Raw genomic sequence first — 13,444 nt, forward strand, 5'->3', positions numbered from 1 at the left:
CGTTTCTCGGCAACGCGGTTTGGTCATTAAACAAAAGCGGTGACGCAGGGCAATACCGAAGGCGAGTATACCGAAGTATGCAAACCAGATTGGGCCAGCTAGTTGCGCGGCCGATACAGTTCGCGCCAGGCGGGAAGCCGTTCGACGTAGGCATCAACCAGTGCAGCGTCGGGCTCGAATGTTTCGATGCGCTGCGGCCGCACGCATACGTCACCGATTGCCTCACCCGTGACAGCAAGCCGCCCCAATCTCGCCGCACCGAACGCGGCGCCGGTCTCACCTCCGGCAAAGCGATGGACCGGAACATTGAGCACATTCGCCAGCACCGAGAGCCAGAAGGCCGAGCGCGAACCACCGCCAATCACATCTGCTTCCGCGATCTCAAGGCCGGCATCCGCGAGCGCATCGCAGCAATCGGCAAGCGCGAAGGCAACGCCTTCGAGCACCGCCTGCACGATCGCCGCGCGATCGGTGCCATGGCTCAGACCATCCAGCATGCCGCGCACGACGGGATCGTCGTGCGGCGTCCGCTCGCCGGCGAGATAAGGCAGGAAGCTCACGGGCGACGGTGCCCGCGGTCGCGCTCCAAGCGGCGCCAGCAGTTCCGCCTCGGTGGCGCCGAACAGGCGCGCGAGCCAGGCAAGGCAGGAGGCGGCCGAGAGGATCGCGCCGGCCTGAATCCACATGCCGGGAATGGCGTGGCAGAACGTGTGCACGACGCGATCGGGATTGGCGGCGATCCTGTCGGTCGGGGCCATGAGGGCCCCCGAGGTTCCCAGCGACACGAATGCGGCTCCCGGCCGGACTGCGCCGATACCGACGGCGCCCGCCGGATTGTCGCCAGCACCGCCCGCGATCACCGGCTGCCTGACCATGCCCCAGCGCCGCGCGAGCTCGCTGCGCAGCGTGGTTGCGGGCGCGCATCCCTCGACCAGGCGCGGCATGTGCGCGCGTGACAAGCCGGTCGCTTCGAGTGCTGCGTCCGACCAATCGCGGCGCGCCGCGTCGAGCCACAGCGATCCCGAAGCATCCGAGACATCCTCGACGGACTCGCCCGATAGCACCAGGCGCAGATAGGCCTTTGGCAGCAGAACGAGCTTCGTCGCCGCGAAGATCTCGGGCTCGTGCGCGGCGATCCAGAGCAGTTTTGGCGCGGTGAAGCCCGGCATCGCCTTGTTGCCCGTCACCGCGCGCAAGGCGGGCCAGCGTTGCTCCAGGATACGGCACTCACTGGCCGATCGTCCGTCGTTCCAGAGGATGCAGGGCCGCAGCGGCCTCAAGCTCTTATCGAGCAGCGTGGCGCCATGCATCTGGCCGGACAGTCCGATGCCTTCGACCGCCGCCAACGCATCGGCGTGCGACGCCTTGAGGGCATCCAGCGTGGCAAAGGTCGCATCGATCCACTGCGCCGGATCCTGCTCGGAATAGCCCGATTGCGGCGAGACGGTCGCGAGCGGCCGGCTCTCGCTTGCGATCACGCGCTGGGCATCGTCGACGAGAACCGTCTTGACCGCCGACGTGCCGAGATCGATGCCGAGATACATGGATGCTTCCCGTTCACTTCGCCGCGTCGATCCAGATCCCCGGCTCCGAATGCTCCCGGATGTAGCTCACGAGGAAATCGGAGAACACCCTGATCTTGGCGGGCAGCCTGACCCGATTTTGATAGGCGATGTTCATGGTGAGCAACGGCAGCTGCCAATCCCTCAGGACAGGCACCAGCCGGCCGGCCGCAATATCGCCCTGCACGATATAGAGCGGCTGGATCAGGATGCCGAGCCCGGCGCGCGCTGCACCGCAGATGATCTGGCCGTCATTGCTGTCGAGCGTCGGCGCGATCCGGATCGTCTGCGTCGTGCTGCCCTGGCTCAGCCGCAGCGAGTAGGGATCATTGGCGAGGTTGTAGATCAGCATGTTGTGACGGGCGAGATCAGCGGGATGCTCGGGCCGGCCGTGCTTCTCCAGATAGGACGGAGCCGCCGCAAGCACGCGGTGCATCTGGCCGATGCGGCGGACGATGATGTTGGAATCCGGCTCGTGCTCCCGGGTCCGGATCGCAACGTCGATGCCGGCCTCGATGAAGTCCAGATAGCGGTTTGCGCTGATGATCTGCACGCTGAGATCAGGATAGAGCGCGCGGAAGGCGGGCAGCATCGGCGCGAGATAGATCATCGCGAAGGACAGCGAAGACGTCACGCGCAGCATGCCCTTCGGCGACAACGCGCGGTCGGAGACGGCGTCCTCGGCTTCGGCGAGCTCGTTCAGGAGCGTGCTGCAACGCTGCAAGAGCTCCTGCCCGGCTTCGGTCAACCATTGCCGGCGCGTGTTGCGCTCGATCAGCCGGACCGCCAGCCGCTCCTCCAGCGCACTGAGATGGCGGCTCGCGGCCGCGTTCGACATCCGCAGGATTTCGGCGGCCTTGGAAAGGCTGCCGAGCTCAGCGGTTTTGGAGAAGACCTCGAGTTGGAGGAGCCGGTCCATTTTTGCGAAAATAGGAAAAGAGACTTACAAATTTTGACCTTTATTTCCGTTTTCTGCAAGGCAAAATGGCGCCAACAAAGCACCATTGCAGGCGAGGAAATCAGGAAATGTCGGGCCCGATCAGGCACATCGTGATGTGGCGGCTGCGCGGGGAGAGCCCCGAGGAGCGCTCCGCCGCCCGGCTCAAGGTCAAGACCCTGTTCGAGGGCCTCAAGGGCCGGATCGACGGCCTCACCCATATCGAAGTCGGCATGGACGTCAGCGCGGTCGATTACGCCTGCGACGTCGTGCTGTTCTCCGAATTCACCGACCAGGCGGCGCTGGCCGCCTACGCCAACCACCCGGAACATCTGCGGGTGCGCGAGGCGCTGGGCGACTTGCGGATCGGGCGCTTCCAGGTCGATTATCCCATCAAAGAGACCGGCGCATGATCGGTTCGTTCACCTTCGAAAACCTGCCTTGCCGCGTTGTGTTCGGCAGCGGAACGTTGGCTAACGCCAAGGCCGAGGTCGAGCGGCTCGGCGGCGAGCGTGCGCTGGTGCTGACGACGCCGCAGCAGGAGGCGCAGGGCAAGAGCTTGGGGGCCGCGCTCGGTCCGCTCTATGCCGGCATCTTTCCCGGCGCCACCATGCACACGCCGGTCGAGGTCACGGAACGCGCGCTCGCGGCGATGAAGGCATGCGAGGCCGATTGCGTCGTCTCGCTCGGCGGCGGCTCGACCACCGGACTAGGCAAGGCGCTGGCCTTGCGCACCGGTGTGAACCAGCTCTGCATCCCCACCACCTATGCCGGCTCGGAGATGACGCCGATCGTCGGCCAGACCGAGAACGGGCTGAAGACCACGGTGCGCGATGCGGCCGTGCTGCCGGAGACCGTGATCTACGACGTCGACTTGACGCTGACGCTGCCGGCGGCTCTCGCCGCAACATCCGGCATCAATGCGATCGCGCATGCGGTCGAGGCGCTCTACGCGCGCGATGCCAATCCCGTGACGTCGCTGATGGCGGAAGAAGGCATTCGCGCGTTGGCGCATGCCCTGCCCGCCATCGCCGCCAAAAGCGACGACCGCGAGGCCCGCACCGAAGCCCTTTATGGCGCCTGGCTGTGCGGTGTCTGTCTCGGCACGGTCGGCATGGCACTGCATCACAAGCTCTGCCACACGCTCGGCGGCACGTTCGACCTGCCGCACGCCGAAACGCATACCATCGTGCTCCCGCACGCGCTGGCCTACAACGCCCCGGCCGTGCCCGATGCGATGGCGCGCATCTCGCGGGCGATCGGTGCGGCCGATGCATCGCAGGGACTTTACGATCTCGCCAAGGGGCTTGGTGCGAAGCTGGCGCTACGCGATGTCGGCATGCCCGAGAGCGGAATCGACAGGGCCGCCGATCTCGCCGTCACCAACGCCTATTGGAACCCGCGCCCGCTCGAGCGTGGCGCCATTCGCGACTTGATTGCGCGCGCCTTCGCCGGCGAGCCGCCAAGCGCCGTCAAAGCGGCGGCGTAAGGCAATGCGGCGCACGCTGATCAGATCGGCCATTGTCATCAGCATGGATGACGCGATCGGCGATCTCCTGACCGGCGATGTGCTGGTCGAGGGCAATCGGATTGCCGATGTGCGCCCGTCGATCGACGTTGGAGCCGACACCGAGGTCGTCGACGGCGCGGGCCGCATCGTCATTCCAGGCCTGATCAACGCGCATATGCACACCTGGCAGACGGGCTTGCGCGGCTTTGCCGCCAACTGGACGCTGCTGGAATATTTCCGCCGCATGCATGCGGGCCTCGCGACCGTGTTCCGGCCCGACGACATCTACATCGCAACCCTCGTCGGCGCGCTGAACCAGATCAACCACGGCGTCACCACGCTGGTCGACTGGTGCCACAACAACCCGACGCCCGATCACACTGACGCCGCCGTGCGCGGCCTGATCGAAAGCGGCATCCGCGCCGCGTTCTTCCATGGCTCGCCGAAACCGGAGCCGAAGCCGGGCGAGCCGCATTTCTCGGAAGTGCCGCATCCGCGCCGCGAGGTCGAGCGGCTGCTGGCGGGCCCCCTCGCCGACCGCGACGGCCTCGTCACGCTCGGGCTCGCCATTCTCGGTCCCCACTATTCGACGCTCGACGTCGCCATGCACGATTTCCACCTGGCGCGGGAGCTGAACTTGACCGCCTCGATGCATCAGGGCGGCGGTCCGGCCAAGACGCCTGGCGGCTGGGAGAAGCTGCTCGAGGCCGGCCTCGTCGGCCCCGGCGTCAATATCGTCCATGGCAATGATCTGCCGGATGATCTGCTCGATCGTCTCGTCGATCTCGGTGTGTCCTTCTCGGTCACACCCGAGAACGAGATGATCCAGGGCCATGGCTTTCCGATCACCGGACGCCTTCTGAAGCGCGGCGTGCGGCCGACCATCGGCATTGATCTGGAATCCGTGCTGGCGGGCGATCTGCTCTCCGCCGCGCGCGTTGCGCTGTCGATGCAGCGGGCGCTCGACAATGCGGAGTCGCGCAAGACCAGTGACACGATCCCGGCGACGACCACGATTCCGCTGCGCGAAGCGCTGCGCTGGATCACGACGGAAGGCGCCCGCATGCTCGGGCTCGAGCACCAGATCGGCTCGCTGACGCCGGGCAAGCTCGCCGACCTCGTGATCATCAACGCCTCCGATCTCAATCTCCATCCGGTGCACGATCCCGTCGCAACCGTCGTGATGCAGACGAGCCTCGCCAACATCGAGGCCGTCATGATCGGCGGCGCCTGGAAGAAGCGGAGCGGCCGGCTGCTGGTCGAGGGACTCGAGACGAAGAAGGAGCTGCTGGCGCAATCCGGCCGGCGGCTGGTGCAAGACATCGAACGACAGGGACGCGCCGCCTGAAGGCGCCAATGGACAAGAACAATGACTGACGCTCTGAAAACAGTTGCTTTCATCGGGATCGGCAAGATGGGCCTGCCGATGTCGGTGCTCGTCGCCAAAGCCGGCTACACCGTCACCGGGTTCGACCAGAGCCCGGCGCGCATCGACGAGGCACGCGCGCAGGGCATTGCGATCGCCGCCTCGCCGGCCGAGGCCGTGAGCGGCAAGGCCGCCGTGATCACCTCCCTGCCCGACGACGCCGCTTTGCGCGGCGCCTTGCTCGGCCCCGCCGGCCTGATCGCCGCGATGGCCCCCGGTGCCGTCTTGATCGAAACCAGCACCGTGAGCGTCGCAGCCTCGGCTGAGGTTGCGGCCGTCGCAGAGGCGCACGGCATTGCCTATCTGCGCTCGCCGGTGTCCGGCAATGCCAGCATCGTTCACACCGGCGCGCTGACCTGTTTCGTGTCGGGACCGACGGACGCGTTCGAGCGCGCAACGCCGCTGTTCGCAGCTTTCACCCGCGCCCAGACCTATCTCGGCCCCGCCGAGGAAGCGCGCTACGCAAAACTCTCGGTCAATCTGATGATCGCGGTGTCGGCGGCGATGATGGCGGAGAGCCTGGCGCTGGCGCGCAAGGGCGGCATCGCCTGGCAGGACATTTTGAAGGTGCTCGACGACAGCGCGGTGGCCTCACCCATGGTCAAGTACAAGACTGCGCCGCTGCGGACCCGCGACTTCGAGTCCACCTTCTCCTGCAAGCAGATGGCCAAGGATCTCGATCTGATCCTGGGCGCCGGCCACGCCGTCGGCGTGCCGCTGCAGCTCGCCGCGCAAGTGCGCGAGACCTATGGCTCGCTGGTCGCCCAAGGCGACGGCGACACCGACTTCATTGCGACCGTCAAGCATCTCGAGCGGCTGTCCGGCCTCGGCGAGCCGAAGCTGTGATCAACGGAGACCGACATGCGTAACTTCAACGAGAACACGATCACGGACGCGGTGCTGGAGCGGATCGCGGGCGCGACCGATCCACGCATCAAGCAGGTCAGCGAGGCGCTGGTGCGTCACCTTCACGCGTTCGTCCGCGAGGTGCGGCCGACCCAGAAGGAATGGGAATACGGCATCGACTTCCTAACCCGCACCGGGCACATGTGCACCGACAAGCGTCAGGAATTCATCCTGCTGTCGGACACGCTCGGCGTCTCCATGCTGGTCGACGCCATCAACCATCCGGTGCCGGAAGGCGCGACCGAGACCACGGTGCTCGGCCCGTTTTTCGTCCAGGCCGCGCCGGAGAAGGACAGCGGCGCTGACATCTCCGGGTCGATGGAAGGCGATCCGATGCTGGTCACCGGCTCGGTCTCGACCGTGGACGGACAGCTGCTGGCCGGCGCCATCGTGGACGTCTGGCATTCCGACGACGACGGCTATTACGACGTGCAGCAGCTCGACAAGATCGGCGATCTCGCGATGCGAGCCCGCTTCCACACCGACGCCAACGGCCGCTTCCATTTTTGGTCGATCAAGCCGGCCGCCTACCCCATTCCGCATGACGGACCGGTCGGCGAGATGCTGGAGGTGCAGGGACGCCATCCCTGGCGCCCGGCGCACGTGCACTTCATGATCTCAGCGCCCGGTTTCGAGCAACTGGTGACGCACGTCTTCGTTGCCGGCGACCAATATCTCGACAGCGACGTGGTGTTCGGCGTCAAGGACAGTCTGATCCGCGAATTCGTCCGGCATCCCGCGGGCCGTGCGCCGGATGGTCGCATGGTGGAGCGCGACTATTTTCATCTCAACTATGATTTCGGCCTGAAGCAGGTCGCAAGCAACGCAAGAGCCGCTTAAGCTCAACGACGGACCAACAAGAGTCCGTAAAACAGGGACGGGAGCTGAGGATGGGACCGCGGGTCAGCACGGGCACATTGGCCGATCGCCTCACCGGCATGATCGGCCCGCGCGTGAGCGTCGCGCGCGGCGTGCTCGATCAGCACGGGCAGAGCGAGTCGCATTATCAGAACTGCCGCCCGACATCGTGGTCTTCCCCGAGACCACGCAGGAGGTCGCCGAAATCGTCAAGCTCTGCGCGAGCGCGGGCATGCCGATTGTCCCGTTCGGCGCCGGAACCTCGCTCGAAGGCAATGCGGCCGCGGTCGCCGGCGGCGTCTGCTTCGACTTCGCGCGCATGAACAAGGTGCTCAGCCTGCACGACAGCGACATGGACGTCGTGGTGCAGCCCGGCATCACGCGCAAGCAGCTCAATGCGGAGCTGCGCAACACCGGCCTGTTCTTCCCGATCGATCCGGGCGCCGACGCTTCGATCGGCGGCATGACCTCGACGCGCGCCTCGGGCACGATGGCGGTGCGCTATGGCACCATGAAGGACAACGTCATGGCGCTCGAGGTCGTGCTGGCCGACGGGCGCATCATCCGCACTGCAAAGCGCGCGCGGAAGTCGGCCGCGGGCTATGATTTGACGCGCATGTTCGTCGGCGCGGAAGGCACGCTCGGCATCATCACGGAGATCACGCTGAAGGTCCATCCGGTGCCGCAGGCGATCTCGGCGGCAGTCTGCAGCTTCGACACCCTGCACGACGCCGTCGACACCGCGATCTCCGTGATCCAGTCCGCGATCCCCGTGGCGCGCATCGAGCTGCTCGACGACGTCATGATGCGCGGTATCAACGCCTACGCCAAGCTCGGCTATCGCGAGGCGCCCACCCTGTTCTTCGAATTCCATGGCTCGGAGACATCGGTCGCCGAACAGGCCGAGGCCGCGCAGGCGATCGCGGCCGACCACGGCGGCCATGGCTTTGCCTGGGCCAAGGCGCAGGAAGACCGCAGCCGGCTCTGGCACGCCCGCGACAACACGCTCTATGCCGGCCTCGGCCTGCGGCCCGGCGCACGCGCGGTGATCACCGACGTCTGTGTGCCGATCTCACGGCTGGCGGAATGCCTGACCGAGACGCGGCGCGATGCGGACGCGCACGGTTTCACCGCACCGATCGTCGGCCATGTCGGTGACGGCAATTTTCACATGCTGATCCTGATCGACCCGACAAAGCCGGAGGAGACCGAAGGCGCCAAGGCGCTGCAGGCCCGCATGGTCGCGCGCGCCATCGCCATGGACGGCACCTGCACCGGCGAGCACGGCATCGGGCTCGGCAAGATCGATTATCTCTCCGATGAGCTCGGCGAGGCCGTGGACGTGATGCGATCGATCAAGACGGCGCTCGATCCCGCCGGATTGATGAACCCCGGAAAGATCTTTGCTGGCGGAGCCAAAGCATGAGCGACGCGCTCCCGATCGAGGTCACCTCACCCACGCCGCTGCTGGAGCTGCGCGGCATCAGCAAGGAATTTCCCGGCGTCAAGGCGCTGGACGACGTGTCCTTTGCCGTCTACCCCGGCGAGGTCCACATGCTGCTGGGCGAGAACGGCGCCGGCAAATCGAGCCTGATGAAGGTGCTGTGCGGCGCCTATCGCGCCGACGCCGGCGAGTTCTATTACAACGGCAAACGGGTCGCGATCTCCTCGACCGCCGATGCGCAAAAGCTCGGGATTGCCGTGATCTTCCAGGAATTCTCGCTGGTCCCCCATCTCGACATCGCCCAGAACATCTTCCTCGGCCGTGAGCCGAAGGGCCGCATCCCCGGCACCATCGACCGCCGCCAGATCCTCGCCGATGCCAAGCGCGTGCTCGACACGATCGGCTTCGACATCGATCCCTCCACCACCGTCGACAAGCTCGGCGTCGCGCAGCAGCAGATGGTCGAGATCGCCAAGGCGATCAGCCAGAACGCCCGCATCCTGGTCATGGACGAGCCGACCGCAGCGCTGTCCGACCGCGAGACCGAGCTCTTGTTCGCACTGATCGCGCGGCTGAAGGCGGACGGCGTCTCCATCGTCTACATCTCGCACCGTATGGCCGAGGTGTTCGCGCTCGGCGATCGCATCACCGTGCTGCGCGACGGCCGCCGCATCGACGGTGTCCGGCCCGCCGACGTCACGCCGGATCAGCTGGTCCGCATGATGGTCGGCCGCAACGTCGACATGACCTACCCGCGCCATTTTGCCGATAAACCCGGCGAGGTGTTGCTGCAGGTCAAGGGCCTGAGCGCGCCGACCGGCATTTCCGACATCAACATCGAGGTGCGCCGCGGCGAGATCGTCGGCCTGTGCGGGCTGGTCGGCTCCGGCCGCAGCGAGGTCGCGCGCGCGATCTTCGGCGCCGATCCCGTGACATCGGGCGAGATCATCTTCGACGGCAAGAACATTTCCGGCGAGCCGGATCTCGCCGCCCGCCGCGGCATCGCGCTGATCCCGGAGAGCCGCAAGAGCGAAGGCCTCGCGCTGCTGCGATCCGTCAGCGACAATCTGGTGGTGTCGGCGCTGAGGAAGCTGTTCCCGAGCGGGCTGTTCGACCAACGCTCGGCCCAGCGTACCGCCGACGGCCTGATCCGACAGCTCCGCGTCGCGACACCGAGCGCACGCCAGACCGTCGGCCTGCTCTCGGGCGGCAACCAGCAGAAGGTCGTGATCGGAAAATGGCTCGCCGCCGGCTCGAAACTCTTCATCTTCGATGAGCCGACGCGCGGCATCGACATCGGCGCCAAGTCGGAAATCTTCGCGCTGATCGACCGCCTCGTCGCGGAAGGCGCGGCGGCGTTGATGATCTCGTCCGAGCAGGTCGAGATCTGCCATGTCTGCGACCGCGCCTATGTGATGCGCGAGGGGCGCATCGCCGGGCACCTGACACGCAACGAATTGACCGAGGAGAATATCGTGCGACTGGGGATGCATCATGCGTGAAGCCGCGGTCGTCGCCCAACCCAATCCGCTGCAACGCATTCCCGGCGTTGCCATCGTGCTGGTGCTGCTGATCGCGCTGTTCAGCGCGATCGCGCCCGGCTTCCTGTCGGTCGCCAACCTCTCCAACGTGCTGGTGCAGTCGACCATCCTGACCATGCTCGCGCTGCCGATGACGCTGATCATCATGACGGAGGGGCTGGACCTGTCGATGGGCGCGGTGCTGACGCTGACCTCGCTCTGCGTCGCGATCGTGTCGCTGGCGACCAAATCGATGCTGCTGGGCCTTGGCGCCGGCCTTCTGGTCGGCGCGGCCTTTGGCGTTGCCAACGGGTGGCTGGTCGCTATCCTCGGCATTCCGCCCTTCGTCGCGACGCTCGGCACGCTCGGCATGGCGCAAGGCCTGTCGCTGATCGTCAGCGACGGCCAGAGCGTGGTCGGCATTCCCCACAGCGTGCGCGACATCTATTCGGCGACGCTGCTCGGCATTCCCGTGCCGATCGTGATGGCGCTGGTGACCTACGCTGCCTTTCACGGCCTGCTCTATCACACCCGCTTCGGCACCTATATCTTCGCCCTCGGCGGCAACCGCGAGGCGCTGCGCTATGCCGGCCTCTCGCCCAACAAGCTGCTGATCGCGGTCTACGCGATCGGCGGCGCCATGGCCGGCATCGCCGGCCTCTTGATGACCGCACGCATGAATTCCGGCCACCCCACCGCCGGTCTCGGGCTGGAGTTCGATGCCATCGCGGCCGTCGCTGTCGGCGGCACCTCGTTCGAGCGCGGCAATGGCTGGCTGCTTGGTACCCTGCTCGGGGTCCTCTCCGTCGGCGTGTTGCGCAACGGGCTGAACCTGATCTCGCTGCCGTCCTCGGTGCAGGTCGCCAGCGTCGGCGTGCTCGTCATCGTTGCCCTGTTCCTCGACGGCCTCAGGAGCCGCACATGACCGATATCACCAAGGCCGCTATCGCGCCGCCCCGCTCCTTCCTGTCGCAGGACGCGGTCCAGCTGTTCTATCGCCTGCTCGCGGCTTTCCTGATCTGCGCGGTGCTCGCCGTGCTCAGCGATTCCTTCCTCAGCCTCGGCAACATCCTCAACGTGCTGAGGCAGGCGAGCCTGACCTTCTTCATCGCCTCCGGGCTGACGCTGGTGGTGCTGACCGCGGGCCTCGACCTCTCCGTCGGCGCCAATGTCGCGCTGTCGGCCTGTATCGCGGGAACCGTGATCCACAAGACCGGCTCGCCGGCGCTCGGCATCCTCACCGGCCTTGCCTGCGGCGGCATCGTTGGCCTGCTCAACGGCATCATGGTCACGGCGCTGCGCATCCCATCCTTCATCGCCACCTATGGCATGCTCTGGGTGCTGAATGGCCTCACCTATTGGTACATGGCGGGCGAGACCCTGCACGGCTTCCCGACCGGCTTCCGCCAGATCGGCAGTGGCTATCTGTTCGGCCTGCCGATCCCGGTCTACCTGCTGCTGGTGTTCCTCGGGATCGGGACGTTCTTCGCTCAGCGCACGATCTGGGGTCAGGAGATCTATGCGATCGGCGCCAATCCGGTCGCGGCGAGGCTCTCCGGCATTCCGGTCGCGCGGCGCCTGCTGCTGGTCTACGCGGTATCGGGCACCATGGCGGGACTTGCCTCGATCATCTTCCTGTCGCGGCTCAATTCGGCCGAGGCCGACATCGGCGAGAGCCTGACGCTGCCGGCGATCGCGGCCGTGCTGATCGGCGGCACCTCGCTGTTCGGCGGCGTCGGCACCGTCTTCGGCACGTTCATCGGCGCGCTGATCCTGACCCTGGTGCTGAATGGCATGAACCTGCTGTCGGTCAGCGCCAATTGGCAGCCGCTCGTCACCGGCATCATCGTCATTCTCGCCGTCTGGCTCGACATGAAGACCCGCCGCCGCGCGCAATGAGTTCTAGCAATCCAACAAGCAAAATGAGGGATGGAGGCAACATGAAACAAGGACTGGGCTATCTGGCACTGCCGCTGCTGATGGCGGCCGCGTTCACGACTGGGGCACGTGCCGACGGCGAGACCATCGCCGTCTTCACCAAGAACCAGACCAATCCGTTCTTCCAGACGGTGCGGGTCGGCGCCGACAACATGGCGAAGACGCTGAACGCGAAGACGCTGCAATACATCCCGACCAAGCCGGACTCGATTCCCGAGCAGCTCAGCCAGATCGAGGACGTCGTCGTGAAGAAGCCGAGCGCGATCGTGTTCACGCCGGTCGACTACAAGGCGATGGTGCCGGGGGTTGAGAAGATCAACGAAGCGAAGATCCCAGTCGTCAACATCACCGACCGCTCTGCCGGCGGCAAGTTCCTGTCCTTCGTCGGCGCCGACGATTACAGCCTTGGACTGGAGACCGCGCGCTTCCTGCTCAAGACGCTCGGCGGCAAGGGCAACATCGTCATCATCGAGGGCGTCAAGGGCTCGCTGACCAATGTCGACCGCGTGCGCGGCTTCAACGATGCGCTGAAGGAAGCGCCCGGCGCCAAGCTCTTGGCCTCGCAGCCCGGCAACTATCAGCGGCTCCAGGCGCTCCAGGTCATGGAGAATTTGATGCAGTCGAATTCGCAGATCGACGGCGTGCTCGCCGCCAACGACGCCATGGCAGTCGGCGCGATCGAGGCGCTCGACGGCGCCAACCGCAAGGCGCAGGTGATCGGCATCAACGGCACCAAGGAGGCGATCGACGCGATCAAGTCCGGCAAGCTGCTGGCGAGCGGCGACTACAACGGATTTGCGCAAGGCTGCCTCGGCACCATGATGGCGATCCGGTCGCTGCGGAACCAGCCGGTCATCAGTGAGATCGTGCTGAAGCCGACCGTGATCACCAAGGACAATTTTGGGCCGTTCGACGTGCCGCTGGAGCAGCGGACCTGTCCGACCTTCGAGGACGCCGGCAAGCTCAGCGCGAAGTAGACGACCCGATCACAACAAGCCCGGACGGCCGCAGCCCGCGGCCGTCCCAAGAACTGACGCAAGAAACGGAGACACGATGCTGTTCGCCATTCACGCCGTCGATCGCGCCGACGCGTTGCCGACCCGGCTCGCCAACTACGATGCCCACAAGGCCTTCCTCAGCGACACCTCACGCTGGGGCGTCAAGATCGTGATGTCGGGACCGCTGGTCTCCGACGATGGCCAGACCATGATCGGCAGCCTGTTCCTGATCGAGGCTCCTGGCCGCGCCGAGGTCGAAGCCTTCAACCGTGCAGATCCCTTTGCCGCGGCCGGCATCTGGGAAAAGGTGACGATCACGGGCTTCCTGCGCCGGCAGGGATGAGC

12 protein-coding genes and 1 pseudogene are annotated in these 13,444 nt (G+C 65.9%); 11 read left to right on the plus strand and 2 right to left on the minus strand.

Annotated elements, in window-relative coordinates:
* Positions 1–98: 98 nt before the first annotated feature.
* Both xylB and ACNJYA_RS24740 read right to left on the minus strand, forming a co-directional pair.
* On the minus strand, positions 99–1,544 hold the full coding sequence (gene xylB, locus ACNJYA_RS24735; RefSeq protein WP_439400870.1) for a xylulokinase: 1,446 nt from the start codon (positions 1,542–1,544) through the stop codon (positions 99–101).
* A gap of 13 nt (positions 1,545–1,557) precedes the next feature.
* Entirely contained in the window at positions 1,558–2,481 is a 924-nt protein-coding gene (locus ACNJYA_RS24740) for a LysR family transcriptional regulator (protein ID WP_439400871.1), read from the minus strand.
* Positions 2,482–2,588: 107 nt separating this feature from the next.
* Here ACNJYA_RS24740 and ACNJYA_RS24745 point away from each other — a divergent pair, with 107 nt between their 5' ends.
* The 11 genes and pseudogenes from ACNJYA_RS24745 to ACNJYA_RS24795 all read left to right on the plus strand — a co-directional run bounded on the left by ACNJYA_RS24745 (position 2,589) and on the right by ACNJYA_RS24795 (position 13,442).
* Positions 2,589–2,912: a Dabb family protein gene (locus tag ACNJYA_RS24745; protein WP_036005173.1), complete on the plus strand. Its 324-nt coding sequence runs from the start codon at positions 2,589–2,591 to the stop codon at positions 2,910–2,912.
* Positions 2,909–3,988 carry a maleylacetate reductase gene (locus ACNJYA_RS24750; protein ID WP_439400872.1) on the plus strand — a complete coding sequence of 360 codons (1,080 nt, stop codon included), beginning with the start codon at positions 2,909–2,911 and terminating at the stop codon, positions 3,986–3,988. Before ACNJYA_RS24745 ends, ACNJYA_RS24750 begins: the two co-directional genes overlap by 4 nt.
* 4 nt (positions 3,989–3,992) lie before the next feature.
* A complete protein-coding gene (locus ACNJYA_RS24755) occupies positions 3,993–5,357 on the plus strand; it encodes an amidohydrolase family protein (protein WP_439400873.1) in 1,365 nt (454 codons plus the stop codon).
* Between the two features lie 21 nt (positions 5,358–5,378).
* Complete coding sequence (locus tag ACNJYA_RS24760; protein ID WP_439400874.1) at positions 5,379–6,281, plus strand: NAD(P)-dependent oxidoreductase; 903 nt, start codon at positions 5,379–5,381, stop codon at positions 6,279–6,281.
* Positions 6,282–6,296: 15 nt separating this feature from the next.
* The gene (locus tag ACNJYA_RS24765; RefSeq protein WP_439400875.1) at positions 6,297–7,181 is read left to right on the plus strand and encodes an intradiol ring-cleavage dioxygenase; all 885 of its coding nucleotides are present in this window, start codon (positions 6,297–6,299) and stop codon (positions 7,179–7,181) included.
* Between the two features lie 50 nt (positions 7,182–7,231).
* Positions 7,232–8,625, plus strand: a pseudogene (locus ACNJYA_RS24770) (FAD-linked oxidase C-terminal domain-containing protein).
* Positions 8,622–10,145 carry a sugar ABC transporter ATP-binding protein gene (locus ACNJYA_RS24775; RefSeq protein ID WP_439400876.1) on the plus strand — a complete coding sequence of 508 codons (1,524 nt, stop codon included), beginning with the start codon at positions 8,622–8,624 and terminating at the stop codon, positions 10,143–10,145. The pseudogene ACNJYA_RS24770 and the gene ACNJYA_RS24775 overlap by 4 nt, the downstream one beginning before the upstream one ends.
* Positions 10,138–11,088 carry an ABC transporter permease gene (locus tag ACNJYA_RS24780; protein WP_172784413.1) on the plus strand — a complete coding sequence of 317 codons (951 nt, stop codon included), beginning with the start codon at positions 10,138–10,140 and terminating at the stop codon, positions 11,086–11,088. The genes ACNJYA_RS24775 and ACNJYA_RS24780 overlap by 8 nt, the downstream gene beginning before the upstream one ends.
* Positions 11,085–12,062: an ABC transporter permease gene (locus ACNJYA_RS24785; RefSeq protein ID WP_172784412.1), complete on the plus strand. Its 978-nt coding sequence runs from the start codon at positions 11,085–11,087 to the stop codon at positions 12,060–12,062. Before ACNJYA_RS24780 ends, ACNJYA_RS24785 begins: the two co-directional genes overlap by 4 nt.
* Before the next feature lie 41 nt (positions 12,063–12,103).
* Positions 12,104–13,078 carry a sugar ABC transporter substrate-binding protein gene (locus ACNJYA_RS24790; protein ID WP_172784411.1) on the plus strand — a complete coding sequence of 325 codons (975 nt, stop codon included), beginning with the start codon at positions 12,104–12,106 and terminating at the stop codon, positions 13,076–13,078.
* Between the two features lie 76 nt (positions 13,079–13,154).
* The gene (locus ACNJYA_RS24795) at positions 13,155–13,442 is read left to right on the plus strand and encodes a YciI family protein (protein ID WP_439400877.1); all 288 of its coding nucleotides are present in this window, start codon (positions 13,155–13,157) and stop codon (positions 13,440–13,442) included.
* Positions 13,443–13,444 lie beyond the last annotated feature (2 nt).

This window comes from Bradyrhizobium sp. BLXBL-01 (assembly GCF_051853025.1).
GTDB lineage: Bacteria > Pseudomonadota > Alphaproteobacteria > Rhizobiales > Xanthobacteraceae > Bradyrhizobium.

What these genes read in the sequence shown, in the direction of transcription:
- xylB (WP_439400870.1), bottom strand. Translation starts at nt 1,544, where the DNA reads ATGTATCTCGGCATCGATCTCGGCACGTCGGCGGTCAAGACGGTTCTC.
- ACNJYA_RS24740 (WP_439400871.1), bottom strand. Translation starts at nt 2,481, where the DNA reads ATGGACCGGCTCCTCCAACTCGAGGTCTTCTCCAAAACCGCTGAGCTC.
- ACNJYA_RS24745 (WP_036005173.1), top strand. Translation starts at nt 2,589, where the DNA reads ATGTCGGGCCCGATCAGGCACATCGTGATGTGGCGGCTGCGCGGGGAG.
- ACNJYA_RS24750 (WP_439400872.1), top strand. Translation starts at nt 2,909, where the DNA reads ATGATCGGTTCGTTCACCTTCGAAAACCTGCCTTGCCGCGTTGTGTTC.
- ACNJYA_RS24755 (WP_439400873.1), top strand. Translation starts at nt 3,993, where the DNA reads ATGCGGCGCACGCTGATCAGATCGGCCATTGTCATCAGCATGGATGAC.
- ACNJYA_RS24760 (WP_439400874.1), top strand. Translation starts at nt 5,379, where the DNA reads ATGACTGACGCTCTGAAAACAGTTGCTTTCATCGGGATCGGCAAGATG.
- ACNJYA_RS24765 (WP_439400875.1), top strand. Translation starts at nt 6,297, where the DNA reads ATGCGTAACTTCAACGAGAACACGATCACGGACGCGGTGCTGGAGCGG.
- ACNJYA_RS24775 (WP_439400876.1), top strand. Translation starts at nt 8,622, where the DNA reads ATGAGCGACGCGCTCCCGATCGAGGTCACCTCACCCACGCCGCTGCTG.
- ACNJYA_RS24780 (WP_172784413.1), top strand. Translation starts at nt 10,138, where the DNA reads ATGCGTGAAGCCGCGGTCGTCGCCCAACCCAATCCGCTGCAACGCATT.
- ACNJYA_RS24785 (WP_172784412.1), top strand. Translation starts at nt 11,085, where the DNA reads ATGACCGATATCACCAAGGCCGCTATCGCGCCGCCCCGCTCCTTCCTG.
- ACNJYA_RS24790 (WP_172784411.1), top strand. Translation starts at nt 12,104, where the DNA reads ATGAAACAAGGACTGGGCTATCTGGCACTGCCGCTGCTGATGGCGGCC.
- ACNJYA_RS24795 (WP_439400877.1), top strand. Translation starts at nt 13,155, where the DNA reads ATGCTGTTCGCCATTCACGCCGTCGATCGCGCCGACGCGTTGCCGACC.